General features: G+C 61.4%; 22 protein-coding genes, 1 tRNA gene and 1 pseudogene. 11 read left to right on the top strand and 13 right to left on the bottom strand.

The window, feature by feature from the left end:
- Nucleotides 1–116: 116 nt before the first annotated feature.
- Nucleotides 117–2,150 (top strand): lytic transglycosylase domain-containing protein, encoded by a 2,034-nt coding sequence (locus Q0Y42_RS03840; RefSeq protein ID WP_297800367.1) that lies wholly within the window; start codon nt 117–119, stop codon nt 2,148–2,150.
- Between the two features lie 2 nt (nt 2,151–2,152).
- Here Q0Y42_RS03840 and Q0Y42_RS03835 read toward each other — a convergent pair whose 3' ends face one another.
- From Q0Y42_RS03835 to Q0Y42_RS03820, 4 genes are read right to left on the bottom strand one after another with little or no spacing between them, the layout of a single operon-like run.
- Nucleotides 2,153–2,905 (bottom strand): ABC transporter ATP-binding protein, encoded by a 753-nt coding sequence (locus Q0Y42_RS03835; protein ID WP_297800365.1) that lies wholly within the window; start codon nt 2,903–2,905, stop codon nt 2,153–2,155.
- Entirely contained in the window at nt 2,902–3,888 is a 987-nt protein-coding gene (locus Q0Y42_RS03830) for an iron ABC transporter permease (RefSeq protein WP_297800363.1), read from the bottom strand. The genes Q0Y42_RS03835 and Q0Y42_RS03830 overlap by 4 nt, the downstream gene beginning before the upstream one ends.
- A complete protein-coding gene (locus tag Q0Y42_RS03825; RefSeq protein ID WP_297800361.1) occupies nt 3,885–4,700 on the bottom strand; it encodes an ABC transporter substrate-binding protein in 816 nt (271 codons plus the stop codon). Before Q0Y42_RS03825 ends, Q0Y42_RS03830 begins: the two co-directional genes overlap by 4 nt.
- Nucleotides 4,697–5,323: a TetR/AcrR family transcriptional regulator gene (locus Q0Y42_RS03820; RefSeq protein WP_297800360.1), complete on the bottom strand. Its 627-nt coding sequence runs from the start codon at nt 5,321–5,323 to the stop codon at nt 4,697–4,699. Before Q0Y42_RS03820 ends, Q0Y42_RS03825 begins: the two co-directional genes overlap by 4 nt.
- Nucleotides 5,324–5,545: 222 nt before the next feature.
- Between Q0Y42_RS03820 and Q0Y42_RS03815 the strand changes: the two genes are divergently transcribed.
- Genes Q0Y42_RS03815 through Q0Y42_RS03805 form a run of 3 tightly spaced genes read left to right on the top strand, consistent with a single transcriptional unit; the run spans nt 5,546 to nt 8,607 of the window.
- A complete protein-coding gene (locus tag Q0Y42_RS03815) occupies nt 5,546–6,877 on the top strand; it encodes a glycosyltransferase (RefSeq protein WP_297800358.1) in 1,332 nt (443 codons plus the stop codon).
- An 18-nt stretch (nt 6,878–6,895) separates the two neighbouring features.
- The gene (locus tag Q0Y42_RS03810) at nt 6,896–7,795 is read left to right on the top strand and encodes a class I SAM-dependent methyltransferase (RefSeq protein ID WP_297800356.1); all 900 of its coding nucleotides are present in this window, start codon (nt 6,896–6,898) and stop codon (nt 7,793–7,795) included.
- Nucleotides 7,795–8,607 (top strand): RNA methyltransferase, encoded by an 813-nt coding sequence (locus tag Q0Y42_RS03805; RefSeq protein ID WP_297800354.1) that lies wholly within the window; start codon nt 7,795–7,797, stop codon nt 8,605–8,607. Before Q0Y42_RS03810 ends, Q0Y42_RS03805 begins: the two co-directional genes overlap by 1 nt.
- Nucleotides 8,608–8,643: 36 nt before the next feature.
- Here the strand turns inward: Q0Y42_RS03805 and Q0Y42_RS03800 are convergent, their stop codons facing one another.
- On the bottom strand, nt 8,644–9,930 hold the full coding sequence (locus tag Q0Y42_RS03800) for an MFS transporter (protein ID WP_297800352.1): 1,287 nt from the start codon (nt 9,928–9,930) through the stop codon (nt 8,644–8,646).
- A gap of 58 nt (nt 9,931–9,988) precedes the next feature.
- On the bottom strand, nt 9,989–12,424 hold the full coding sequence (hrpB, locus tag Q0Y42_RS03795) for an ATP-dependent helicase HrpB (RefSeq protein ID WP_297800350.1): 2,436 nt from the start codon (nt 12,422–12,424) through the stop codon (nt 9,989–9,991).
- Between the two features lie 149 nt (nt 12,425–12,573).
- On the opposite strand from hrpB, the gene Q0Y42_RS03790 reads away from it, so the two are divergent.
- From Q0Y42_RS03790 to glnA, 4 genes are all read left to right on the top strand, one after another.
- Nucleotides 12,574–14,070 carry an amino acid permease gene (locus Q0Y42_RS03790; RefSeq protein WP_297800347.1) on the top strand — a complete coding sequence of 499 codons (1,497 nt, stop codon included), beginning with the start codon at nt 12,574–12,576 and terminating at the stop codon, nt 14,068–14,070.
- Between the two features lie 121 nt (nt 14,071–14,191).
- Nucleotides 14,192–14,276, top strand: a tRNA-Leu gene (locus Q0Y42_RS03785).
- Nucleotides 14,277–14,471: 195 nt separating this feature from the next.
- Nucleotides 14,472–14,810: a P-II family nitrogen regulator gene (locus tag Q0Y42_RS03780; protein WP_297800345.1), complete on the top strand. Its 339-nt coding sequence runs from the start codon at nt 14,472–14,474 to the stop codon at nt 14,808–14,810.
- Between the two features lie 69 nt (nt 14,811–14,879).
- Nucleotides 14,880–16,289 (top strand): type I glutamate--ammonia ligase, encoded by a 1,410-nt coding sequence (gene glnA / locus Q0Y42_RS03775; RefSeq protein WP_297800343.1) that lies wholly within the window; start codon nt 14,880–14,882, stop codon nt 16,287–16,289.
- A 71-nt stretch (nt 16,290–16,360) separates the two neighbouring features.
- Here the strand turns inward: glnA and Q0Y42_RS03770 are convergent, their stop codons facing one another.
- Nucleotides 16,361–17,764: a serine hydrolase domain-containing protein gene (locus Q0Y42_RS03770; protein ID WP_297800342.1), complete on the bottom strand. Its 1,404-nt coding sequence runs from the start codon at nt 17,762–17,764 to the stop codon at nt 16,361–16,363.
- A 443-nt stretch (nt 17,765–18,207) separates the two neighbouring features.
- On the opposite strand from Q0Y42_RS03770, the gene Q0Y42_RS03765 reads away from it, so the two are divergent.
- Both Q0Y42_RS03765 and Q0Y42_RS03760 read left to right on the top strand, forming a co-directional pair.
- Nucleotides 18,208–19,461: a glycosyltransferase gene (locus Q0Y42_RS03765; protein ID WP_297800340.1), complete on the top strand. Its 1,254-nt coding sequence runs from the start codon at nt 18,208–18,210 to the stop codon at nt 19,459–19,461.
- Nucleotides 19,458–20,426: a hypothetical protein gene (locus Q0Y42_RS03760; protein ID WP_297800338.1), complete on the top strand. Its 969-nt coding sequence runs from the start codon at nt 19,458–19,460 to the stop codon at nt 20,424–20,426. Before Q0Y42_RS03765 ends, Q0Y42_RS03760 begins: the two co-directional genes overlap by 4 nt.
- 48 nt (nt 20,427–20,474) lie before the next feature.
- On the opposite strand, the gene tatC is transcribed toward Q0Y42_RS03760, so the two are convergent.
- The 3 genes and pseudogenes from tatC to Q0Y42_RS03745 all read right to left on the bottom strand — a co-directional run bounded on the left by tatC (nt 20,475) and on the right by Q0Y42_RS03745 (nt 22,029).
- Nucleotides 20,475–21,359 carry a twin-arginine translocase subunit TatC gene (tatC, locus tag Q0Y42_RS03755; protein ID WP_297800336.1) on the bottom strand — a complete coding sequence of 295 codons (885 nt, stop codon included), beginning with the start codon at nt 21,357–21,359 and terminating at the stop codon, nt 20,475–20,477.
- A 215-nt stretch (nt 21,360–21,574) separates the two neighbouring features.
- Nucleotides 21,575–21,802: pseudogene (gene tatB / locus Q0Y42_RS03750) on the bottom strand (Sec-independent protein translocase protein TatB); the annotation flags it as partial.
- A 23-nt stretch (nt 21,803–21,825) separates the two neighbouring features.
- Nucleotides 21,826–22,029 (bottom strand): twin-arginine translocase TatA/TatE family subunit, encoded by a 204-nt coding sequence (locus tag Q0Y42_RS03745; RefSeq protein ID WP_297800333.1) that lies wholly within the window; start codon nt 22,027–22,029, stop codon nt 21,826–21,828.
- A gap of 111 nt (nt 22,030–22,140) precedes the next feature.
- Between Q0Y42_RS03745 and rnhA the strand changes: the two genes are divergently transcribed.
- The gene (gene rnhA / locus Q0Y42_RS03740; RefSeq protein WP_297800330.1) at nt 22,141–22,590 is read left to right on the top strand and encodes a ribonuclease HI; all 450 of its coding nucleotides are present in this window, start codon (nt 22,141–22,143) and stop codon (nt 22,588–22,590) included.
- Nucleotides 22,591–22,611: 21 nt separating this feature from the next.
- On the opposite strand, the gene Q0Y42_RS03735 is transcribed toward rnhA, so the two are convergent.
- From Q0Y42_RS03735 to Q0Y42_RS03725, 3 genes are all read right to left on the bottom strand, one after another.
- Nucleotides 22,612–23,070 (bottom strand): NfeD family protein, encoded by a 459-nt coding sequence (locus Q0Y42_RS03735; protein ID WP_297800328.1) that lies wholly within the window; start codon nt 23,068–23,070, stop codon nt 22,612–22,614.
- 5 nt (nt 23,071–23,075) lie between these two features.
- Entirely contained in the window at nt 23,076–24,053 is a 978-nt protein-coding gene (locus Q0Y42_RS03730) for an SPFH domain-containing protein (RefSeq protein WP_297800326.1), read from the bottom strand.
- Between the two features lie 73 nt (nt 24,054–24,126).
- Nucleotides 24,127–24,540 (bottom strand): NUDIX hydrolase, encoded by a 414-nt coding sequence (locus Q0Y42_RS03725; RefSeq protein ID WP_297800324.1) that lies wholly within the window; start codon nt 24,538–24,540, stop codon nt 24,127–24,129.
- Nucleotides 24,541–24,553 lie beyond the last annotated feature (13 nt).

Here is a 24,553-nt window from a genome sequence, read left to right as displayed (position 1 = left end):
AGAACTAGCCTATGCGGAGAAAGAGCGGTTCGCCCGCTCGAACAGAGAATGAAGCCGGAAGGTATTTCGCCACGGGCTTCACCGCAACAAGTAGATGAATGAGGACCAGAAAGCTGATGATCGCTACCACCCTCGCAGCCGCCATTGCGGTGATGGCACCGTCGACTCAGGATGTGGTCAACAGCGTCCCCGCTGCGTACGGGGCCCAAAACCCCGATGGCATAAGCCCATACGAGGCTTCGCTGGTCCAACAGGGTCTGGCTGCGGCACGCGCCCGCGACGTCACCCGTACCCAATCTATCATGGCGTCGATCAGTGATCCGACCGCCCGTAAATTGGTCGAATGGGCCCTCGTCGACACGGCCGATCGCCAACTGCCGTACTCGGACCTGATCCGCGCCGAAACCGAACTCAAGGACTGGCCGCGTAGCGAATCACGCCGCGCCGCGACCGAGCGCGCCATGTACGCAGGTGGCATTGGCGGCGACACCGCACTCGCCTTTTACGGAAATGAGGCCCCGACCACGGTTCAAGGTGCAATCACCTACGCCGCCGCCCTTGAACAGGCGGGCCGCCGCGACGAAGCGCAGTCGCTCGTTCGCGAATGGTGGCGCAATGAATCCTTTGATCTGACCGAACAGAACACCATCCTGTCGCGCTGGTCCGGCTGGCTGACGTCCGATGACCACGCGGCGCGCCTGACGACCCTGCTGAGCGGCCCGCACGGTCCGGCCACGCGGGCGATGGTGGCGCTTGCCCCATACGAAAAACAATCGGCAGCCAATGCCGTCATGTCACTGCGGACCGCCTATTCACCCGACGGTATTGTCAGCGGCCTCAGCCCTGCGATCGCCCTTGATCCGAATGTGGTGCTGGAGCGTGTCCGCCTGCTGCGAGCGGCCAACCGCCATAGCGAAGCCTTCCAACTGCTGCGCTATCTGCCAAGCGCACCCAATCACTCCGAAGGCCAGAACACCCTTTGGTCCGAGCGTCGCAACCTGTTCCTCGACGCCCTTCGCATGGGCAATGATCAGGCCGCCTATGACGCTATGAACGGCCACGGCTTCCACGCGGGCGAGCGCAAGGTCGACGCCGAGTTCTTCGCGGGCTGGGTGGCCCTGACCAAGCTGAACGACCCGCGTCGTGCCGCGGCCCACTTCGAGACCCTGCGCAATGTCTCGCAGACGTCGATCACCCAAGGACGCGCCTATTACTGGCTAGGCCGCGCCAGCGAGGCGATGGGCGACCGCGCCGCTGCCGATCAATATTATCAGGCAGGTGCCCGTCATTGGCACACCTTCTATGGCCAACTGGCTGCCGAAAAGGCGGGCATCAGTCAACTGACCCTGCCGGGTGAACCGGTCCCCACGGGCGAGGACTATGCCCGCTTCAACAGCTATGAGGTGGTCAAGGCGACCAAGATCCTCAGCCAGCTGGGCGAGAAGAACCTTGTGCGGGTCTTTGCCTATCACCTCGATGACCGACTGCCGCTGGCGGTCGATCTGGCGATGCTGTTCGATATCGTGAAGCAAGGCGGGGACCAGTTCGGGGCCATGATGGTTGGTCGTGGGGCCAGCGGTCGCGGCATCATCCTGCCTGAACGTATGTACCCGATCGAGCTGCCGACGCCGGTCGCGGGCATGGCACCCAACGACTTCACACTGGCCATTACCCGTCAGGAATCCAGCTTTGACCCCACCGTCCGTTCGCACGCGGACGCCCGTGGCATGATGCAGTTGCTACCATCCACGGCGCGTGGCGTGGCCCGTCGCATGGGCCTGTCGTACAGCGATGATCGCCTGTGGGACGGCAGCTACAATATGACGCTGGGCAGCTATCACCTTGGCGAACTGCTGAACAATTTCGGCCAGTCGCCGCTGTTGGCCGCCGTGGGATACAACGCTGGCCCCGCCCGCCCGCCGCAATGGACGGCGCGTTGCGGCGACCCGCGTCAGGCGCAGGTCGATCCCATCGACTTCATCGAATGCGCGCCCATCACCGAAACACGCAACTATATGATGCGGGTGATGGAGAACATGCATATCTATCGCGCCCGCCTGAACGGTGGCTCCGCGCCGCTGACGCCGTCGGCCGATCTAGCACGGGGTACGCCGCCCTATTCCGGCCCCCGCCCCTATCAGCCCAACTAAGCCTACAGACGACGGGTCGCCAAAAGCGGCCCGTTTTCTGTTTCGACCCATTGGCCCGCGATATTGAAATGCCGGGCCAGCACATCGGCATTCAGGGCTGAAAGCGGTTTGTCGTCCGCAACCACGGCACCATCGGCGATAACGATCACCCGATCCGCGAAATGGGCTGCCAGACTGAGGTCATGCAGGGTCATCAGCAAGGTCCCGCCCTCAACTGTGCGCTCCTTCAAACGCTGCATCACCAGAAGCGCGGCATCCGGATCAAGCCCCGCGACGGGTTCATCAGCAAGGATGACATCGGCGTTTGTCGCCAACGCACGAGCCAGCAAAACTCTGGCCCGCTCGCCGCCCGACATCTCCGCGACACCACGATCCGCCAGATGGCCGACACCGACCAAATCCAATGCCTTGCGCGCCGACGCGATGGCATCAGCCCCAGACAGGAACAGCCCACCCAGCGCGGCAATCTCGACAGCGGGCAGGTTCCACGCGATCGAACGATCCTGTGCCAGATAGGCCAGACGCTCGCCCCTCTGACGGGGCGACAAGCCGCGAACGTCCTTCCCGTCAATCGTGACCACGCCCGACGACAGCTTCTGTAGACCCGCGACGGCCTTGAGCAGGGTTGATTTACCGGCACCATTCGGGCCGCAGATGGCGATCAACTCGCCCCTTCCGGCTTGCAGCGTAACCGACTTGAGCACTTGGCGGCCATCGGCGATGACGGAAACGGAATTCAGCGACAACAGGCTCACAGACGCCACTCCCGTGCTGCACGCCATGCGATCAAGGCAAACAACGGCGCACCGATCAGGGCAGTGAAAACACCCAGCTTCAGCTCCTGGTCCGTCGGGATCAATCGCGTCGCCAAATCGGCCATGGCCAGCATCAAACTGCCTGCCAGTGCGGACGGCAGCAGTATCCGCCCCGGATCAGCGCGCACTGCCGAACGCACCAGATGCGGTGCCGCCAGCCCCACAAAACCGATAATGCCCGACACCGCCACAGCAGCGCCGGACGCCACTGCCGCTGCCAGCAGCGCATAGACCCGCAGCCGTGCCAGCGGTAGGCCCGACGCCTTGGCCACGTCCTCACCAAGCGTCAGCATCCGCAAACCGCGCGACGACAGCGCGGCAAAGACCGCAGCCACCACCACGGCAACCGCCACCCAGCCGACATCAAACCAACTGCGGTTCGTCACCGATCCCAACATCCACGACATCACTTCTGCGGTCGCAATGGGCGATGGCGACAGGTTAAACACCAGCGCCGTCAGGGCACCGGAAAAACTGGAAAGTGCGACACCGAACAGGATCAAGGCTTCCGGCGTGCGAACCCGCATACCCACCACCGTCAATAGGACGCCTGCCAATGCGGCACCGATCAGTGCAGATGCTTCGACCGCGCCCGGTATCGCGGCCAAGCCAAGTGTAATAGCCAAGGCAGCCGTACAGGCCGCCGTCCCCGACACACCGATCACCCCCGGTTCCGCCAACGGGTTTCGCAAAAGCCCCTGCATCACCGCGCCCGACAGGCCCAGCGCACCACCGACGCACATCGCACACAGAACACGCGGCAAGCGGATCTGCCACAGAACCGTACCCTCGCCCGACGATGGATCGGATAGCGCCGCGCCATAGTCGGACCAAGACAAGGCCGTCTCGCCAAAGCTGACGCTCACAACCACCGCCGCCAGATTGGCCACGATCAATAGCGGGATCAGAAGACTGCGCTTCATTGGGCCGCACTCTCGGCCAAGGCCGCCACCGCATCGCCAGCAAACCACGCGGGGCAGCTCAGGGTCGACGCCGGAAGATCAGCCAAGGTCTTTTCTTCAAGCAGTGGTTTAAGAACGGGATGCCTGCCCACGCCACGCCAGTCGGCTGTCATCAGTTCGAAGAATCCGCGCACGAACATGAACGGCGGTGACATTACCACCGCCTCCAAGCCGATGGGCTGATAGCCGGGCTTTTTGGTCCCGTTACGGAAGCCAGCCGCCGTCAGGATGCTGTCAATCAAGGTTCCCGACCCTGCGGTAAATCCGCTGGCGGTGATATAGGTGGCCTCGCGCCCACGGCCCGCCGATTGGGACCGTTTCAGCGTGGCGTTCATATCGGCAATCAATGCCTCGCCTTCATCTTTTGCATCAAGTGATGCCGATATTTGTCGGATATTTTGGGCTATTTTTGGAAAATCTGTCGCATCGTCGATGTTGACGATCTTTACCCCGTCACGCTCCAGCCGCTGAAGCAGTCTCTGGTCGCCACCCCAATAACGGACCACGACATCGGGACGAAAAGCGACGGCCGCCTCCAGCGTTGGCCTGATCATCCGATAGTGTTTTGCGCGATCGGCAAAATAGGAGTCGGGATCATCGGCGCGCGGCGACAGGCGTACCTCGGCATTCGGCGCCAAGGCCATCACATATTGATCGGCGCACTGATCCAAGGCCATCACGCGCAACGGTTCCGCCGTTGCAGCCAAAGGCACGCCACAACCGACGGCCAAGACCATACTGCTGATCAGCCGGTAACCCAGCTTATACTTCACTGTGAGGACAGGCCCCGCATCAAGAGATCCAACTGCGCCTCGATCAGCGCGGATCGGTCGGCCCATTCAAAATGTGGCTTCATGACCATGATGGAAACCAAGCCGTGGACGCTTGCCCACAGGATTTGAGCCAGTACGGTCAACTCCTCTGGCGTGCGGCCCTTACCGACAGCTTGGGAGACCCCCGCCTCAAATCCGGTATAGAGTTCGGCGGCGACCTTGCGGGTCAGGCTCTCGCTGTCCTCGACCGAGATGGCCGTATAGGTCATGAAGGCCAGTCGATAGGCATTCACGTTCTCGAAGCCGAACTCGATGTAGCACCGCAGCATATTGCGTAGACGCACCACCGGATCGGTCTCTGCTGCCGCCAACACCTCCTGACGGGCCGACAATGCCGCAAAGGCCTCGCGGCAAATCTCGCTAAGAATCTCGGCCTTGTCCTTGAAGTGCAGATAAAGCGCGGTCGAGGACACGCCTACAGCGGTCGCGATCTTGCGGATCGTGGCACCTTCATAGCCATCGGCCACGAAAATCTGTTCAGCCGCCGCAAGGATTTCGCCACGGCGCGCATGGCCTTCGCCCTTCGGCTTCCGGCCCGGTTTGGCAATCGCCATCTTGTCCATGCGCGGCCTCCACCAATCGTCAGCCTCCATCTTAGGCGAGGAAGGCGATCGGAGCCAAGGTTGCTATTGGCAAAGCTTATCTCCTATGGTTGCAGCGCCTGCTTTTCTTGGGGGAGAGGGTCAGGGTTGGTCGATCAGTTCAGATCGCCACAGCACACCCCGTATGCCAATGCGTCAGCACGGGGGGTGTTGATTGCTTCGCGCATACTGGGGATTGTCGCTGTGGCCAGCGTCATTGCCGCTGCGGGTCTTCTATATCCGCTGATCGGCATTCTGTTGCTCGCGGGGTTCCAAGGCTTCCTGCTGGCCTTCGCCATTTGGCGGGCCGTGCTGGTGCGTTTCAGCCGCACACCGCCGCCTGCCCCGCCTATACCGCCCTATTGGCCGCGCTACACCATTATGGCCGCGCTTTACCGAGAGGCGGTTATTTTGCCCCAGCTGGTCCAGCGCCTTTCGCTGATCGACTATCCGCGCGACGCGCTGGAATGCTTCCTGTTGCTGGAGGCCGATGACCACGAAACCATTGAGGTTGCCCGTGGCCTGCGGCTGCCCGACTGGATGCGCGTCGTTGTGGTCCCCGCTGGATCACCACAAACAAAGCCCCGTGCTTTGAACTATGGGCTGGCAATGGCGACGGGACAGTTCCTGACCATCTATGACGCCGAGGACTCTCCCGATCCCAACCAATTGAAAGAAGCTGCGTCGCGCTTCATGGCCGAGGATCGCTCGTTAGCCTGCCTTCAAGCACCACTCCGTATTCAGCGTAAACACCGCGCCGTGGTGCCGTCACATATCCTCGACCGCCAGTTCGCCGCCGAATATGCCAGCCTGTTCGAAGTCGTCCTGCCAGGTATGGCGCGACTGGGGCTGCCGTTCCCGCTGGGCGGCACCAGCAACCATTTCCGCGTGGACGTTCTGCGCGAGGTCGGCGGATGGGACGCCTATAATGTCACCGAGGATGCGGAACTGGGCTTCCGTCTGTGGCGTCATTCCTATCGCCTGAGCACCCTATCTTCCCCAACGTGGGAAACACCGCCCGGCCCGTTCAGGCTGTGGCTGCCCCAACGCACGCGGTGGCTGAAGGGCTATTTGCAAACCTTGGCGGTTCACCTGTTCCAGAAGGGTCTAGGCCCGCGAGGCACATTTGCGATGTGCGTCAGCCTGATCGCAGGATTGGTTGCCGCCTCCATCCACGGATTTGCCTTGGCTGCCGTATCGACCATCGCCCTATTGGGGATCATGGCGTTTAAAATGCCCGACCTGACACCGGTTGCGACAGCCGTACTGCTGACAGGCTATATGTCGTCGTGGATCACCGCAAAGATCGGCACGAAGCGCATAGGCTTGAGCTACAGCCTTTGGGACATGGCCATTGCGCCGCTGTACTGGGGGCTTCTGACCTTAGCCTTCTTCCACGCCCTGGTGCGTTTGGTCGTACAGCCGCACATGTGGGACAAGACCCCGCACCTGCCCGATATTCCGGTGCATGACCTCGAGACGCCGCTTACCACGCGCCGCTATTCGAATGCACATGCTGGACGAGAGGCCGTCTAACGGCTTATCAGCCCCCACATGGCTCCGGTTCTATCCCCTACCCCCGAAACCCTCGTCACCCGAGGCTGGTCGGATTACGCGCTTATCGACAGCGGCAACGGTCGCAAGCTTGAACGCTATGGCCGTTATACGGTCGTGCGCCCCGAGCCGCAGTGCTTCTGGTCTGCCAAGGACGAAAAGAAGTTCGAGCAGGCGAATGCCATGTTCGATCCCCAGCAGGAGGAAGAGGATTCCGGCCGCTGGCGTTTCGACGAGCATGGCCCGATCGACGCCTTCCCGCTGAAATGGAAGGACGTGCGGTTCATGGGGCGTTTCACCCCGTTCCGTCACCTCGCCTTCTTCCCCGAACAGGCGGCCAACTGGGAATGGCTGGATGCCCGCATCCGCACCCTGAAAGAGCCGAAGATCCTGAACCTTTTCGGCTATACCGGCGTGGCTACGTTGGCCTGTTCGGCGGCGGGCGCGCATGTGACCCACGTCGATGCGTCCAAGAAGTCGGTCACCTATGCCCGCGAGAACGCCGAGTTGTCGGGCCTGTCCGACCGCCCGATCCGCTGGCTGGTCGAGGACGCCCGTAAATTCGTGGCCCGCGAGGTTCGTCGCGGCAACAAGTACGACGGCATCATCCTTGATCCGCCGAAATACGGTCGCGGTGCCAATGGCGAGGTCTGGCGTCTGTTCGAGGACATGCCTGAGCTGCTGAAGGACTGCGCCGCCCTGCTGTCCGACGATGCCTCCTTCTTGCTGCTGAACGCCTATGCCGCCCGTATCTCGGGCCTGTCGCTAGCGCACATGATGGCCGAGGCCACCCACGACCGTGGCGGACGCATCGACTGGGGCGAACTGGCCCTGTCGGAAGACGGCAAGGACGCCCGTTCCATCGGCCTCAGCTTCTTTGCCCGCTGGAGTAATGTGTAATGAGCGAGCATCTGATCACCTCCCTCACCAATGACACGGTCAAGGGCGTCCGCGCCCTGCACATGCGCAAAGAGCGCGAGGCGACGGGTCGCTTTCTGGCAGAGGGTCTGAAATTCATCGGCGAGGCTCTGGATCAGGGCCGCGCTCCGAAGATGCTGTTGGTGGGGCAGGATGCCCGACCGCACGCCATCCTCGACCGCGCCAAGGAAGAGACCCGCAAGGCTGGCGGCCAGATCATCACCGTCACCCACGCCATCCTCGAAAAGATCAGCCGCCGCGACAATCCGCAGACTGTGCTGGGCGTGTTCGAGCAGGTGTTCACGCCGCTGAACGACATCAAGCCCGATACCAAGCCCGTCTGGGTGGCGCTGGAACAGGTGCGCGATCCGGGCAACCTCGGCACCATCATCCGCACGGCAGACAGCGCCGGCTGCGGCGGTGTGATCCTGATCGGCGATTGTGTGGACCCCTATTCGGTCGAAGCCGTGCGCGCGACCATGGGTTCGGTATTCGCCGTCTCCATCACCAAGACCAGCCGCGAGGATTTCGTGGCATGGCGCAAGAACTGGCCGGGCAGCGTGATCGGAACGCGCCTTGATGCCACCCACGGCTATCGCGATAGCCCTGTCCAGCATCCGGCCATCATATTGATGGGCAATGAGCAGGCAGGCCTGACCGACGAACTGGCCGCGACCTGCGATGTAAACGTCAAGATTCCGATGCGGGGCCGCGCCGACAGCCTGAACCTCGCGGTGGCGACGGGCATCATGGTCTATTCGGTGACCGACGCGGCCTACGGCTCGGGTCTGTAATCAGACCAACAATCTGACAAAGAAACAGGGGGAGGCTTACGCCTCCCCCTCTGTTTTTATCCGCCGCATGCCCAGCAGGGCGATGATGGTCAGCACCGCCGCAATGGCCAGATAGAGGCCCACGGCCATCAGTCCGTAACGCTGGGCCAGCCACGTCGCGATGAACGGTGCCAGCGACGCACCCAGGATGCTGGCCATGTTGAAGGTCATGGACGCCCCCGTATAGCGAACCGCCGTCGGGAAAGGCCGCGCCAGCGCAGCGCCAATGGGACCATAGGTACAGCCCATTAGCGCAAAGCCGATGATGAAGAAGGCGGCGATCCCACCCAGACCGCCGTTGAACAGCACCGGAACCGACAGACCGAACAGGGCGATACCCGCACTGGTCACCAGCAGGGTCGTGGCCTGTCCCCATTTGTCGGCAGCCAAGGCCGCGACCGGAATGAACAGACCGAAGAAGCACACGCCCAGCAGCTGGATCGGCAGGAACTGCTCGCGGCTGTATCCCATCGAGGTTGTGCCCCAGCCCAGCGCAAACACCGTCATCAAATAGAACAACACGAAGGTCGCCAGACCCGCCAGCGTGCCGGTCAGCAGCGCATATTTGTGGTTGGCAAACAGGGTAACGACGGGGGCCTTCACCCGCTCCTGTTTGTCGATGGCCTTCTGGAAGTCCGGCGTCTCATGGATCTTCAGACGCATCCACAGGCCCACGATCACAAGCACCGCACTGGCGATGAACGGCACGCGCCAGCCCCACGCCATAAAGCTGTCTTCGCTCAAGAAATGGCCCAGCGCGATGAAGCTGGTCGTGGACAGGATGAAGCCGATGGGCGCGCCCAGTTGCGGAAACATGCCGTACCACGCCTTCTTGCCCGGAGGCGCGTTCTCGGTCGCCAGCAGAACCGCGCCGCCCCATTCACCGCCAAGGCCCAAGCCCTGACCGAAGCGGCACAGCGCCAGCAGCAGCGGCGCAATGACACCCGCCTGCGCCTGCGTCGGCAACAGACCGATCAACACCGTCGATCCGCCCATGGTCATCAACGCCGCGACCAGTGTCGCCTTGCGGCCCACCTTGTCCCCGAAATGCCCGAACACAACCGCCCCAATGGGACGGGCGAAGAAGGCAATCGAGAACGTCGCAAACGACGCCAGCATGGCCGTCATGGAATCGGTGCCGGGGAAGAATAGCGCCGGAAACACCAAGACAGCTGCCGTGGCGTAGATGTAGAAATCGTAGAACTCGATTGTCGTGCCAATCAGGCTCGCGAAAAGAACACGCGCCTTAGAGTTCGATACGGATATATTTTGGCTTTCGGCCATCGAAATCCCCTCAACAAGAGGGATTTTGTTTCAGAAATTACCTAGTTTCGTCAAGGATTTATGTGCCGCGTGGCTTCGCGCGCGTGGTCGGTGCCGCATTGGCTGGATCTTCCGGCCACGGGTGGCGTGGATAGCGCCCGCGCATTTCCGAACGCACCGCGGCCCACGATCCTGACCAAAATCCCGGGAGGTCTTTGGTGACCTGAACCGGACGGCGCGCAGGCGACAGCAGCGACAAGGTCAGAGGCACGCGGCCTCCTGCGACAGTCGGATGCGCTTTCACGCCGAACAGTTCCTGCACCCGAATATCGACGCGCGGGCCACCCTCGGCGGCATAATCAATGGGGGCAGAACCCAATGGCGTCGTCAGGCGGGTCGGTGCCAGTTCATCCAGCTTGCGGGTCAACTCCCACGGGATCAGAGCGCGCAAGCCCTCGGCCAAGGTCTGATCTGAAATCGCGGCCAAATCCTGCGCGTTCTCCAACGCGGGCCACAGCCATTCCTCGCGCCGCGCATAAAGGCCCTCGTCCGACATATCGGGCCATTCGCTGTCGATCTGATGCAGGAAGGCCAAACGCGCGCGCAGTGCCAAAGCCCCCTCACCCCATTTGATCGCGCCGATACCCTGCTGCTCGACCTCGGAACGCAGCGCCTGCGTGATCATCTTGCGATCCGGTGCGCCCAGAACCTTTTCATCCAGCACAATCGCACCGATGCGGCGCTGGCGCTTCATGACCATGCGGCCCGACGGTTCCCTAGACAGTTGATCGACCGTCTCGATGCGGTGCGCCAGATCGGTCTCGAGCGTACGCGGATCAAGCTGGGCAGCCAGACGGATCTTGTCCCGCACATCGCCACCGCCCAACTCGGCCACCGCAAGCCACGGCACCTGCGATAGACGCTCGCTGGCGTCCATTGTCACACCGCGACCGGACGACAGCAGAAAATCGCCGGTCTTGCCCTTGGCCTTGGCGATCCGGTCGGGAAAGGCCTCGCAGATCAGCAGGCCGGCATCAACCTCTTCCCCACTGCCACCACCAGCGGCCTTGGCCCATCGCTCGGCCAGCTTCATCGCATCGCGCGCGCGTGGCGACCGATCGCGGCCCAGTCCCTTCAGCCGCTCTTTCACATCGACTGCATTTCCACCCAGTCCGGGTTCGGTCAAAAGGGCCGCCAGCTTCGCCCCGCCCATGGCATCGCCCAGATCGGACGCCACCGTCACCATGTGCGCCAACCGCGGCGACAACGGCATTTTGATCAACCGCTGTCCGTGCGCGGTCAGTTCACCCTTTGCATCCAGCGCGCCCAAGCGGGTCAGCAGGTTGCGCGCCTCGGCAAAAGCGCCTGACGGGGGCATGTCCAACAGCGCCAATCCTTCGGGCGAGCGCCTGCCCCATCGCGCCAGGTCCAGCGCAAACGCCGACAGGTCCGCTTCCTGAATTTCAGGCCGTTGGTGCGCCACCAGACCGCGCGTCTGTTCTTCATCCCACAGGCGATAACAGACACCCGGCTCCACACGGCCTGCACGACCGCGCCGCTGCTCCGCCGAGGATCGGCTGACCTTTACCGTCAGCAATCGGGTCAGACCGCTGGACGGCTCGAAACGCGGGACGCGAGACAGACCGCCATCGATAACGACACGAACGCCCTCGATGGTCAGGCTGGTTTCCGCAACCGACGTCGCCAGAACGACCTTGCGACGTCCGGCGGGAGAAGGCTCCAGCGCCCTGTCCTGATCCGCCTTGTCCATCGCCCCGAACAGGCCGACCACATCAACGGCGGGATCACGCAGCCGCTCGTTCAGCCTTTGCAGAGTACGGTGGATTTCCCCCTGCCCCGGCAGGAAACACAGTATCGAACCCGTCTCTTCATCCAGCGCCTGAAGCACGGCCCGCGCCATGGCGTCCTCGAACCGCTCGGTCGGATTGCGCCCCAGATAGCGGGTCTCGACAGGGAACATGCGCCCCTCGGTCTCGATGACGGGCGGATTGTCCAGCAGACGCGCCACGCCTTCGACATCCAGCGTGGCCGACATCACGACAATGCGCAGATCATCGCGCAGCACCTGCTGGCATTCCCGTGCCAGCGCCAGACCCAGATCGGCATCAAGGCTGCGCTCGTGGAATTCATCGAACAGGACCGCTGCAACGCCATCCAGCGTCGGGTCGTCCAGAATCATTCGGGTGAACACGCCTTCGGTCACAACCTCGATGCGGGTGTTCGGACCGATCCGGCTCTGCAGGCGCGTGCGATAGCCGACAGTCTCGCCCGCCTTCTGGCCCAGCGTCTGTGCCATCCGCTCGGCGGCGGCGCGTGCAGCCAGTCTGCGTGGCTCCAGAAGCAAAATCTTGCCGCCGTTCAGCCATGCACGATCCAGAAGCGCCAAAGGCACGACGGTAGTTTTACCCGCCCCCGGTGGCGCTGCGAGAACAAGAGTCGCGTGGGCGTCCAGAGATTGGACAACCGATTCGAGAACGGCATGGATCGGTAACATCCGATCCTAGTACCTCGACCTTATCCGCTGACAAAATCGTCGCAATTTGGCCAAGAATCCGTCAATCGCGTTGCGTGAACGAAAAACCCTGTCTAGCGTCGAGCCCGAGGGTCGACAGCTGTCGGCACACAAAATGTGAGGGGACATTCATGTCTTGGCGGATCAAACCGCTGGACGCCATTATAGCGTCCGCAGAAAAGAAAGCGCTTACGCGCTCGCTGGGTGCAATCCAGCTTACGCTGCTCGGCGTCGGTGCCATTATCGGTACCGGCATCTTCGTGCTTACCTCTGAAGCAGCCCAAAAAGCCGGCCCCGGCATGATGTGGAGCTTCGTTATCGCCGCTGCGGTCTGTGCCGTGGCGGCGCTTTGCTATTCGGAGATCTCTTCGATGGTGCCGGTGTCGGGCTCTGCCTACACCTACACCTACGCCGTGATGGGCGAGCTGCTGGCGTGGCTCGTTGGTTGGGCGCTGATCCTCGAATATGCAGTGGCAGCATCCGCCGTGTCGGTGGGCTGGTCCGGCTATTTCATCGGATTGCTCAAGAGTTGGGGTGTTGAGCTACCCCTTGCGCTAACGGCCGGGCCGTACGCAGGCGGTATCGTGAACTTCCCGGCAGCTGCGATTGCGCTGATCATCACCGGTCTGCTGCTGATCGGTACGACGGAATCGGCTCGCGTGAATGCCGTTCTGGTGGCCATCAAGGTGACTGCACTGACCGTGTTCATCGTCCTGACCCTGCCGGTCCTGAAGGGCGAGAACTTCACCCCCTTCATGCCGAACGGCATCATGGGCATGGGTGACCACGCTGGCCTGGGCATCGTCGGCGCTGCTGCCTCGATCTTCTTCGCCTACGTCGGCTTCGATGCCGTTTCGACCGCCGCCGAAGAAACCAAGGATCCGCAAAAGAACGTTCCGATCGGCCTGATCGGTTCGCTGCTGATCTGCACGGTCTTCTACATTCTGGTTGCCGCCGGCGCCATCGGTGCCCTCGGTGCCCAGCCGGTCACCGGTCCGGGCGGCGAAATCCTGCACGCCGGTTCGTCGGCAATGGCCGCTCAGTGCCAGACGCTGGTTGCCGCTGGCACCGAGCCGCTGGTCTGCTCGAAGGAAGCCCTCGCCCACGTTCTGCGCTCGGTCGGCTATACCCGTATCGGCGACCTGATCGGCGTAGCCGCCTTCCTGGCCCTGCCGTCGGTCATCCTGATCATGCTGTTCGGCCAAACCCGCATCTTCTTCGTGATGGCGCGTGACGGCCTGCTGCCGAACTTCCTGTCGGCCATCCACCCCAAGTGGAAAACCCCGCACATCGTGACCATGATCACCGGTGTTGCCGTGGCCTTCTTCGCGGCCTTCCTGCCGGTCGGTAAGCTGGCTGACATTTCGAACTCGGGTACGCTGTTCGCCTTCTTCATGGTGGCGCTGGCCGTCATGATCCTGCGCAAGCGCGATCCGCATCGTCACCGTCCGTTCAAGACGCCGATGATCTGGCTGATTGGCCCGCTCGCCATGGCCGGTACTCTGGGCCTGTATCTGAACCTGCCGACCGATGCGAAGCTGGTTCTGCCGCTGTGGGCCATCATCGGTCTGGTGGTCTACTTCGCCTACGGCTACCGCAAGAGCCACCTTGCTCGCGGTATCGAGTAAGCGTCTCGATACGCATACAGAAAGCCCCGGAGAAACCCGGGGCTTTTTTGTTGTCTTTAGAGGCAATTAAGCGGCTTGCGCCTTCGCCATGGAATCTTTAAACGCCATCACCTGACCTAATGCGGATGTGGCGGAACTGGTAGACGCACTGGATTTAGGTTCCAGCGCCGAGAGGCGTGGAGGTTCGATTCCTCTCATCCGCACCACTTCTCCCCCTACATTGTGCAGCGCAACACGAATTTGAGCTAAGTCACCGCAAACACGTGACAATTTGGCAAGATGACTGGGGATTACAGTTCACGCTGCGGTTAAGCGCCTGAAAAAGGCTTGCCTTATGTCGCAATGCAATGTGTCTTGCTTATCGAGCGTCGGGCCACAAGGGGACCCGGCTCGGAAGCGCCATGAAAAAGATCGAAGCCATCATCAAGCCGTTCAAGCTGGATGAAGTCAAAGATGCCCTGCAAGACATTGGGGTGCAGGGCATGACCGTTCTGGAAGCCAAGGGATATGGCCGACAGAAAGGACATTCTGAACTTTATCGTGGCGCGGAATACGTCATCGATTTTCTGCCTAAAATTAAGATCGAGATCGTCGTCGCCGACGACCTCGTCAACGCAGTCGTCGAAACCATCCAAAATGCTGCGCGAACCGGCAAAATCGGGGATGGCAAAATCTTTGTCAGCGCCCTCGAAGACGTCATCCGTATCCGTACGGGGGAGACGGGCTCGCAAGCTATCTAAGTGTAATCGGCCGTCCCATTGGGGGCGGCCGCTTTTGTTTCCTCCCATTCCATAACAGGAACTCGAGAAATGAGCGCCGCACAAAAGATCCTTCAAGAGATCAAAGACAAGGGCATCGAATACGTCGACCTGCGCTTTACCGACACCAAGGGCAAGCTGCAGCACGTGACCTTCGACATCAGCCAGGTCGATGAAGACTTCCTGACCGAAGGCACCATGTTCGACGGTTCGTCGATCGCGGGCTGGAAGGCCATCAACGAGTCCGACATGCTGCTGATGCCGGACCTTTCGACCGCCTATATCGACCCGTTCTACCAACAACCGACCCTGTTCCTGTTCTGCGACGTTCTGAACCCGGACACCGCCGAGCCGTACAACCGCGACAGCCGTTCGATGGCCAAGAAGGCCCTCGCCTACGTCCAGTCGGCTGGCGTGGGTGACACCGTCTACTTCGGTCCGGAAGCTGAGTTCTTCATCTTCGACGACGTGCGCTGGAACACCGCCCCGCACGACACCCGCTACAGCTTCGACTCGTCGGAACTGCCGGCCAACACCGGTGCCGAATACGCCGAAGGCAACATGGGTCACCGTCCGTCGACCAAGGGCGGCTACTTCCCGGTCAACCCGGTCGACTCCGGTCAGGACCTGCGCGGCGAAATGCTGGCTGTCATGCGCGACCTGGGCCTCGACCCCGAGAAGCACCACCACGAAGTGGCTCCGGCGCAGCACGAGCTGGGCCTGAAGTTCTCGGACCTGCTGACCATGGCCGACCGCCTGCAGCTGTATAAGTACGTGATCCACAACGTGGCCCACGCCTACGGCAAGTCGGCGACCTTCATGGCCAAGCCGATGTTCGGCGACAACGGCTCGGGCATGCACGTCCACATGTCGATCTGGAAAGACGGCAAGCCGCAGTTCGCTGGCGACAAGTACGCTGGCCTGTCGCAAGAATGCCTGTGGTACATCGGCGGCATCATCAAGCACGCCAAGGCCATCAACGCCTTCGCCAACTCGACCACCAACTCGTACAAGCGTCTGGTTCCGGGTTATGAAGCTCCGGTCAAGCTGGCCTACTCGGCCCGCAACCGCTCGGCCTCGATCCGTATCCCGCACGTGTCGTCGCCGAAGGCCAAGCGCATCGAAGCCCGCTTCCCGGACCCGATGGGCAACCCGTACCTGACCTTCGTGGCCCTGCTGATGGCTGGCCTGGACGGCATCGAAAACCGTATCGATCCGGGCGCAGCCGCCGACAAGAACCTGTACGACCTGCCGCCGGAAGAGCGTGGCTCGATCCCGGAAGTCGCCGGTTCGCTGCGTGAAGCTCTGGACGCCCTGAACGCCGACCGTGCCTTCCTCAAGAAGGGCGGCGTGATGGACGACGACTTCATCGACGCCTACATCGCGCTGAAGGAAGAAGAAGTCGCCCGTCTGCAACTGCACCCGCACCCGGTCGAATTCGACATGTACTACAGCTGCTAATCACAGCTGCCTGATCTAATCAGGAAGAGCCCCTCGGACACTGTGTCCGGGGGGCTTTCTTGTGAGATGCACTACATCCAATAGATTTGGTTTTGCGGGGTCCAGCCGACCAAAATTTCTCGGGGGCGTCCCCGCATGGTGAGGCCGTAACGCACCATCTCGCCCTCTTCCGCGCTGTTACCCATCATCCAGCTCTCCATCGGGTATAGCCCTTCGATTGCCGGTAGAGGCCCAGGCACCAGCTCGGGAGCAACTGTTCTCTCGACGGCCAGCAGTCCCTCCGGCGGAGGGTCCTCACGGTTTCTGGAGATCAACTTCAGAAGAGCTTGCGTTCTTTCATCGGTGCCATCTCCCAGTCTTGGGCGGGGCTGCACCACTCCAGGCTCGCATGCCTCGGCCATCAGCTCGATCATGTCGTTAAACGGGGGCGACTGGTCAAACCGCGCCATAGAGTTTGTCATCATGAGGATGGACAGCCCGCTATTAGGCCAAGTGCGCCACATGCTCATGAACCCCGGCACGCCACCATTATGATGCAGAACCGGCCGCCCCTTGTCCTGATCAACGAAAGTGCCGAACCCATAAGGGATCAGCCTTCCTGAGTTCAGCCGCGTCGGACTGTTGATCCTCTGCCAATCCTCGGCGGCAAGAAGACGATTGCTCGCCAGAGCATGCCGCCAAGCGGCCACATCCATCGCGGACATCAGTATCCCACCGTCTGCCGCCCGCGAAACTGCATCCTCCATCCTAACGGCATGTACAGCCTCGCCATCAGGAGAGAACTCATAGGGCTCGGCTCGGTTGGGGATCACATGCTGGCTGGCATCGGCCCGAGCCGTGGGCATGCCGGTAGGCTCGAACAGGCGCTTGGCGACGTAGTCGGCATAGCTCATCCCCGACAGATGTTCGATCAGCCATCCCAAAACCAGATAGTTGGTATTGGAGTAGGAGAATGAGGCCCCCTGCTCGAACATCATCGGCGCATCCGCTACCGCCTTTATGATGTTGGCTTTGGGCTGCGGCCGATCCCAATCCTCAAAGAACTCACCGTAGTCAGGAAGCCCACTTGTGTGGCTCATCAGCCGATCAAGACGCATACCCCCTATGGCAGGAGGAAGATCGGGCATCAGGCTTCCGATCGTCGCGTCCAGAGATATCCCACCCGCCCGCAACAACTGCATAACAGCAACGGCCGTCACCAGTTTTCCGTTAGAGCCCAGATGAAAGAGGGTATTGGGCCCGACCGGCCGATCAAAGGGTAGAGAGGCCTTACCCCAATAATATTCGCCGATCAGCCTTCCCTGCTGGACAGCAATCAGCGCTCCCCCCACCGTTAACTTGCCATCGACGGCCTGATCCAACGCATGTTTCAGATCCAGACTGAGCGTTGATTGTCGCGCTAAAGCCCTTAAGGGGGAAGCGGCAACGGCCCCTGCCATCAAGCCAGAGGCCAGCATAAGACGTCGATTGATCATGATCCCTCGCACTCCTTCGGCGAGATACGATAATCGCATAACGAAGTTTTCTAGAGTTAACTAAACTTAAGGTTGGAATAACGCCTCATCTGCAACCAGATGAAACCCAGCGTTCCTGCGACACTGGAGCAGAAAGAACACAGTCCAACAAAGAAAGCTGGCTGCCTCCAAATCGTCACCATTAGGTACATTTCCTTAACGGCAACGCTCCTATAGCAAGGCTCGCTCAGTCGGGCGGGCCCTTGGACAAGCGACCCACCCCCGTATTTGTCCCTTGTTCAGTTGCACCTATGTTCGATGCTTTGCCGCGTTCCCAGTCGACTGACGCAGGTCAGACGACCGGGGGCGCTATTACGTCCCAGCCGCTTAGTCGGCGCCGGTTCTATCTTACCGTTCCCACCAAGTTCGCTATCGCGCTCATTATTGCGCTGTCCTGGACGGCGTTGAGCGTATGGCTGTCGAAGCGCTGGCTCGATGACCTCGCCGCGCTGACGAGCTGGCCCTTTGCGTTGATCGCCATTGGCTTCATCGCCTATGTGCCGGGCTTCATGAATGCGTTCATGATTTCCTCGCTTGGCTTCGACCGTCGCCCCGTCCGACGTCAGCTGGCGCAGTATCCGGGGATCACCATCCTCGTGGCAGCCTATAATGAGGCGGCGGCCATTCGCGATACGCTGACCAGTCTGGCCCGACAGGATTACGCCGGCCCCATGCAGGTGTTGGTGCTCAATGATGGCTCGACAGACGAGACGGTCGCCATCGCCCACAGCACGCTTGCATCGCTTAGCCTGCCCGCGAACTTTGACTTTCAGGTCGTTGATTTTCCGGTCAATGCGGGCAAGGCGTCCGTGCTGAACCGCGGGCTGAAGATGGCAGCCCACGATCTGGTCGTGACCATCGACGGCGACTCCTGGGTCCGGATCGACGGCGTCACCCAGATCGTTGAGCGCCTTTACGCCGACCCTGCCAATACGGTCGCCGTGGCGGGTGCCGTCATGGTCCGCAACTCGCGTGAGAACTTCCTCACCCGCGCGCAGGAATGGGACTATTTCCACGGCATCGCCGCTGTAAAGCGCATGCAGTCGATGTACCACGGCACACTGGTGGCTCAGGGCGCATTTTCTCTGTACCGCAAAGAAGCCTTGCTGGAGGTCGGCGGTTGGCCTGAATGCGTTGGCGAAGACATCGTCGTGTCGTGGGCGCTGCTCGATAAGGGACACCGTATCGGCTACGCCGAAGACGCTCTGGCCTTCACCAATGTCCCGACGCGCATCAAACAGTTTTCCCTGCAGCGCAAGCGTTGGTCGCGCGGTCTGATCGAAGCGTTCAAGGCCCATCCGGCCCTGTTGTTCAAGCGCCGTCTGACGACCCTTTTCATCTGGTGGAACCTGTTCTTCCTGCCGCTGGATCTGGTTTACACCTTCGTGTTCATTCCGGGTTTGGTGCTGGCGCTGTTCGGCTATTTCTGGATTGCAGGTCCCCTCACCCTCGCCGTCCTTCCTCTGGCCGCGCTCTGGAACATGTTCATCTTCAGCATCCAGCGGAAGATGTTCCATCGCGAAGGCCTGAAGGTCCGCCAGAACTTCGGCGGCTTCCTGTTCTACTCGCTCGCCTACAGCCTTCTGATGCAGCCCGTCTGCGTGTGGGGTTATGTGGCGGAAACTATCGGCATGGCCAAAAAGTGGGATACCAAATGAGCCGTCATTCGATTTTTGCCCTGTTGGCGACGGCCTCGGCGCTGTCGATCGCTGCGGCTGCCAATGCCCAAACGGTCGAGACCGCGCAGGACGTCGCACGTGAACAGCACCGTGATCGTAGCGCCGACGGCTTCAACCATGCGGTGGGGGCCGACGTCTTCTACTCGACCGACGCCGACGATACCGAAGTGCTAAAGGCCGGTGCCAATCTGGACTGGAAGTGGAAAGGTCCGGACGAGTATCTCGGCATCCGCGTCGAAACCGCCCAGTTCAGTCCGGTCGGCCAAGCGTCGCGCAATACGCAACGCGTCTATCTGCGCGGTGCCGACACGACCGGCGATTGGACGTGGCGCTTCAACGCGGGTACCGACGGTGACACGCTGCTCGGCTCGGCCAGCGTCAACAACAACGCCCGGTTCCGCCAGGAATATTTCATCGAGCGCGAAGTGCTGGAAACGCCGCAAGGCGTTGATGACGGCATCTACTACACCTTCGTGGGTGGCGCGCTGGACCTGCCTATCAATGACCGGAACAATGTGACGCTGGTCGCGGGTCTGCAGGACTTTACCGGCGACAATATGCGGACCCACCTGCGGGCCACCTATGTCCACGTGCTGAAGCCGGAATGGGGCCTTTCGGCCCAGTTGCGCGCTCGCTACTTCCACAGCAGCCATCCGGGCGAGTTCGACTACTTCTCGCCGGAAGACTATGTGGAGGTCATGCCTGTGGTTCAGCTGCGCCGCTATTACGGCGGTTGGCGTTATCTGCTGGCCGGTGGCTACGGCGGCCAGAAGGCGACCGGCGACGACTGGAAGCAGGCGCGCTTCGTGACGGCCCAGGTCGTCAGCCCGCCCGTTCGCGAGTGGGCTGTGAACGCCGGTGTGACCTATTCGAACACACCCATCGCCAGCGGCTATACCTACGACTACACCCAGTTCAGCATGGGTTTGACCCGCGCCTTCTAAGCGGGCTCACATAAGAAAAAGGCCGGCCCCGAAAGGGACCGGCCTTTTTTATTGCTCTTCAGCGGCTTCGCGCTTGCGTCGGCGCATTTCGATAATGCGAACGCACCAGATGGACACTTCGTAGAGAAGCACCATCGGGACCGCCAACATCAGCTGGCTAATGGGGTCAGGCGGCGTCACCACTGCCGCCAAAACCACCACCGCAACGATGGCATAGCGGCGGCCCTTGGCCATCAGCTCGCTGCTGATCAGGCCTGCCATACCCACCAAGGTCATCACCACCGGCAGCTGGAAACAAAAACCAAAGGCCAAAACCAGCGCCATGACGAGACTGAGGTAGTCCGACACCTTGGGGAGTAGTTCAGCCGTCACGCCCTCGCCGACGATGCCTTGGCTCAGCGAGAACCACATCACAAAGGGCAGCATGACGAAGTAGACCAGCGCCGCGCCGACAACGAACAGCACCGGTGCCGCAATCAGGAACGGCAGGAATGCCCCGCGCTCATTGCGGTAAAGACCCGGAGCCACAAAGCGGTACAGCTGATAGGCAATCACCGGGAAGGCCAGAAACACTGCACCCAGCGCTGCCAGCTTCATCTTGGTGAAGAGGATTTCCAGCGGTGCCGTGTAGATGAGGCGCACGGAGTCGTCATCAACATGCGGCAGCGGGATCGCGCCCGCCGTGCCCAGAATAAGATCAATCGGCGAGGCACTGGGATGGCCACCACCCGCCGACTGGAAGAAGGCATAGGCGGCCACATAGGGCTTCACCAGAAACAGATAGATCTGGCCCGAGAAGTAGAAGCAGACGATGAAGGCCAGCGCAAAGGCCACCACACATTTGAGCAAGCGCGAGCGCAGCTCGATCAGGTGATCCATCAACGGCGCACGCGAAGCCTCGATCTCGGCCTCGTCGCGATCGATATGCGTCATTGAACGTCCTTCTTGGCCTCGGCAGCCGCAGCTTGCTGGGCCTCTTCGACTTGAGCAGCCTGGGCATCCAGATCGGGCCACTCGTCCGTACCGGTGGCTACGATACCGGCCTCGGCGTCGGCGCTGGCTTTGGGAGTATCCAGCGGGCCTTCAAGCTCCTTGCGGATGTCCTTGAAGGCATTATCCGCCTCGGCACCCAGCGCATACATGCCCGAACCCGTGCGAAGGGCCTGAACTTCCTTGCGCAGGTCATCCAATTCGGACTGCCGCGCCATCTCGTCAAAGCTGGCGCGGAAGTCATTGGCCATGGCGCGGGCCTTACCCACGAACTGGCCCACCCGCCGCATCAACAACGGCAAGTCCTTCGGCCCCACAACCAGCAGGGCCACGATTCCGATCACCAGGATCTCGAAACCGCCGATACCGGGTCCTAGACCACCCATATTTCAGCGTCTTTCAGAGAAGATCAGTGGGTTTCTTTGTCTTCGGTGCGGGTGATGGTGCCGACCGGCTCGCTCTTGGCCTTGTCGTCGTCCTTCAGGCCGTCCTTGAACGCGCGGATGCCCTTAGCGGCATCGCCCATGATCGACGACAGCTTGCCACGGCCGCCAAACAGAACGGCAACCACAACGATGACGATGGCCCAGTGCCAGATGCTCATAGCGCCCATGGGAATTCCTCCTCGGAGGGCGGCGACGACCGCGCGCCCGAACACAGATTGTTAGCGCCCATATAGGCGTAGAGATGGCCGTGCGCCAAGTGACGCTGTAGGCAAGGTTAAATGAGTCTTCCAGATCACGTCATCGTCCACACGGATGGAGCCTGCAAAGGCAACCCCGGCCCCGGAGGCTGGGGAGCCATTCTGCAATCACGCGGCCACGAAAAAGAGTTGTGGGGTGGCGAGTTGAACACCACCAACAACCGTATGGAGCTGATGGCCGCCATTCAGGCTCTGGAGGCGCTGAAACGCCCGTGCCGCGTGGATTTGCACACCGACAGCAAATACGTGATGCAGGGTGTGACCGAGTGGATTCGGGGCTGGAAAGCCCGCGGTTGGAAGACCGCCGAAAAGAAGCCCGTAAAGAACGAGGACTTGTGGCGTCGGCTTGATGAAGCACGCAATCGCCATGAGGTGAAATGGCACTGGGTCAAAGGTCACGCAGGCCATGAATTGAACGAGCGTGCTGATTCGCTCGCCAATCGTGGGGTGGACGAGGCACGCGGGCGTTAAACCCGCCTGCCCCGCCGTTGATCACATCGCACTGACGCGCAGGCGGCCGCCCATAACCTGATCGACGATGACGTTTTCGCCGACCAGCGGGCTGGCCCCTTCGATCTCGGCCGCCCATTCGGAGCCCGAGATAAAGACACGGCCCATGCCGTTGTGAAATGGCTCCACCACACGGGCCGGCTTGCCGATCAGACGCAGCTGGACATCATTGATGTCCGGCACGTCATCCGGGTTCACCTTTTTGATAAATCGGCGCGAAACCAGCGTCAGCACCACCGTCAAAGCGGCAAAGACAGCCAGTTCGACCCAGATCCCCATATCGGCAAACACCGCCGAGAGGACAGCCGTGATTCCTGCCGAAACCGCAGGCCACAGCAACCACTCGGTCGAAAACATGGCTTCGATCCCAAGAAGGATCACACCGACACCCAACCAGAGCCAAAACGGCTGGGTCGAATACAGTCCGGCAAGCCATTCCATGGTGATCACTCCGATTGCGGCACGCTGGTGCTGCGGCTACGGCGCGGTGCCGGAGCCGGTCCAGACTGTGCCTGATTTTCATTGCGGGCCAGCCCGACCAGTTCACCCACGCCGGCAATCGTACCGACCAGAGCCGACATTTCGGTCGGAACGATAACGGTCTTCTGCTGCGGGCTGCTGGCCAGTTCGGCAAAGGCTTCGACGTACTTCTGAGCGACGAAGTAGTTGATAGCGTTCACATTGCCGTCGGCGATGGCCTCCGACACCATGGTGGTGGCGCGGGCTTCGGCCTCGGCTTCACGTTCGCGGGCCTCTGCGTCGCGGAAGGCGGCTTCCTTACGGCCCTCGGCCTGAAGGATGGCCGACTGCTTGGCACCTTCGGCGCGGGCGATTGCGGCCTGACGCTCTCCGTCCGCCTCGGTGATCACGGCACGACGCTCACGCTCGGCCTTCATCTGGCGGGCCATGGCGTTGGTGATATCCACCGGCGGGGTCAGGTCCTTGATCTCGATCCGGTTGACCTTGATGCCCCACGGCTCCGTCGCGGCGTCGATCACGTGCAGCAGGCGGGTGTTGATGCTGTCACGCTGGCTCAGCACCTCGTCCAACTCCATCGAACCGACCACGGTACGCAGGTTCGTCATACAAAGCTGGGCGATGGCATAGCTCAGATTATCGACGCGGTAGGCGGCCGCCGAGGCATTGGTCACCTGAATGAAAACAATGCCGTCGACCTTCACCATGGCGTTGTCCTTGGTGATGACCTCCTGGGTCGGCACGTCCAGCACCTGCTCCATCATGTTCATCCGGCGGCCTACGCGCTCGATGAACGGGGTCAGCAGGTGGATACCGGGCGTCAGGGTCTTGGTGTAGCGGCCGAACCGCTCAACCGTGAACTCCCGTCCTTGCGGCACAATCTTCACGACGCTGAACAGCAGGATCAGCGCGAAGACCACAAAGGGGATGACGAAAAACAGACCCATTCGAACCTCCGAGGGCATGGCCGCCAATAGCTGACAGCTCTCCGCCCCATTTCGGCCTAAAAGTCCGAGGTTGTCACCCCAAGTTTTTGTTAACTATTGAATCCATGGCGTGGCGGATCACGCGGCGCGTCTCGTCCCAATCCACGCGTTCAAGCGCCTCATCCAACGGAAAGAAGGCCGCCTCGGCAGCGTCATCGCCCGCGACCGCGTCACCGGAAATCCATTCCGCCCAATAATCGATCAGGACGTAATGACGGCCTGCCTCGAGGAAAATGCCGTCGACCACGTCGATCAGGCCACCGATACGCGCCTCGACACCGGTTTCCTCGCGCAGCTCGCGCAGCGCCGCATCGACCGCCCGCTCTCCCGCTTCCAGCCGCCCACCGGGCAGGCTCCACTCGCCTGCCCTCGGCGGTTTGCCGCGCCGGATCAGCAGGATCTGGTCGTCTTTTATGCAGACAACACCGACAGCGGGCACTGGCGTCATGAATATTTCGCAG

This window comes from uncultured Brevundimonas sp. (assembly GCF_947305955.1).
GTDB lineage: Bacteria > Pseudomonadota > Alphaproteobacteria > Caulobacterales > Caulobacteraceae > Brevundimonas.
Note: the sequence above shows the minus strand (reverse complement) of the source record. Positions and strands in the feature narration are given on the sequence as shown.

Excerpts from the sequence above, each read along its gene's own strand:
- Q0Y42_RS03730 (WP_297800326.1), bottom strand. The coding sequence starts at position 24,053 with ATGGGTCTGTTTTTCGTCATCCCCTTTGTGGTCTTCGCGCTGATCCTG.
- Q0Y42_RS03840 (WP_297800367.1), top strand. The coding sequence starts at position 117 with ATGATCGCTACCACCCTCGCAGCCGCCATTGCGGTGATGGCACCGTCG.
- tatC (WP_297800336.1), bottom strand. The coding sequence starts at position 21,359 with ATGACGCATATCGATCGCGACGAGGCCGAGATCGAGGCTTCGCGTGCG.
- glnA (WP_297800343.1), top strand. The coding sequence starts at position 14,880 with ATGAGCGCCGCACAAAAGATCCTTCAAGAGATCAAAGACAAGGGCATC.
- Q0Y42_RS03805 (WP_297800354.1), top strand. The coding sequence starts at position 7,795 with ATGAGCGAGCATCTGATCACCTCCCTCACCAATGACACGGTCAAGGGC.
- Q0Y42_RS03810 (WP_297800356.1), top strand. The coding sequence starts at position 6,896 with ATGGCTCCGGTTCTATCCCCTACCCCCGAAACCCTCGTCACCCGAGGC.
- Q0Y42_RS03800 (WP_297800352.1), bottom strand. The coding sequence starts at position 9,930 with ATGGCCGAAAGCCAAAATATATCCGTATCGAACTCTAAGGCGCGTGTT.
- Q0Y42_RS03780 (WP_297800345.1), top strand. The coding sequence starts at position 14,472 with ATGAAAAAGATCGAAGCCATCATCAAGCCGTTCAAGCTGGATGAAGTC.
- Q0Y42_RS03725 (WP_297800324.1), bottom strand. The coding sequence starts at position 24,540 with ATGACGCCAGTGCCCGCTGTCGGTGTTGTCTGCATAAAAGACGACCAG.
- rnhA (WP_297800330.1), top strand. The coding sequence starts at position 22,141 with ATGAGTCTTCCAGATCACGTCATCGTCCACACGGATGGAGCCTGCAAA.
- Q0Y42_RS03770 (WP_297800342.1), bottom strand. The coding sequence starts at position 17,764 with ATGATCAATCGACGTCTTATGCTGGCCTCTGGCTTGATGGCAGGGGCC.
- Q0Y42_RS03820 (WP_297800360.1), bottom strand. The coding sequence starts at position 5,323 with ATGGACAAGATGGCGATTGCCAAACCGGGCCGGAAGCCGAAGGGCGAA.
- Q0Y42_RS03760 (WP_297800338.1), top strand. The coding sequence starts at position 19,458 with ATGAGCCGTCATTCGATTTTTGCCCTGTTGGCGACGGCCTCGGCGCTG.
- hrpB (WP_297800350.1), bottom strand. The coding sequence starts at position 12,424 with ATGTTACCGATCCATGCCGTTCTCGAATCGGTTGTCCAATCTCTGGAC.
- Q0Y42_RS03735 (WP_297800328.1), bottom strand. The coding sequence starts at position 23,070 with ATGGAATGGCTTGCCGGACTGTATTCGACCCAGCCGTTTTGGCTCTGG.
- Q0Y42_RS03790 (WP_297800347.1), top strand. The coding sequence starts at position 12,574 with ATGTCTTGGCGGATCAAACCGCTGGACGCCATTATAGCGTCCGCAGAA.
- Q0Y42_RS03745 (WP_297800333.1), bottom strand. The coding sequence starts at position 22,029 with ATGGGCGCTATGAGCATCTGGCACTGGGCCATCGTCATCGTTGTGGTT.
- Q0Y42_RS03830 (WP_297800363.1), bottom strand. The coding sequence starts at position 3,888 with ATGAAGCGCAGTCTTCTGATCCCGCTATTGATCGTGGCCAATCTGGCG.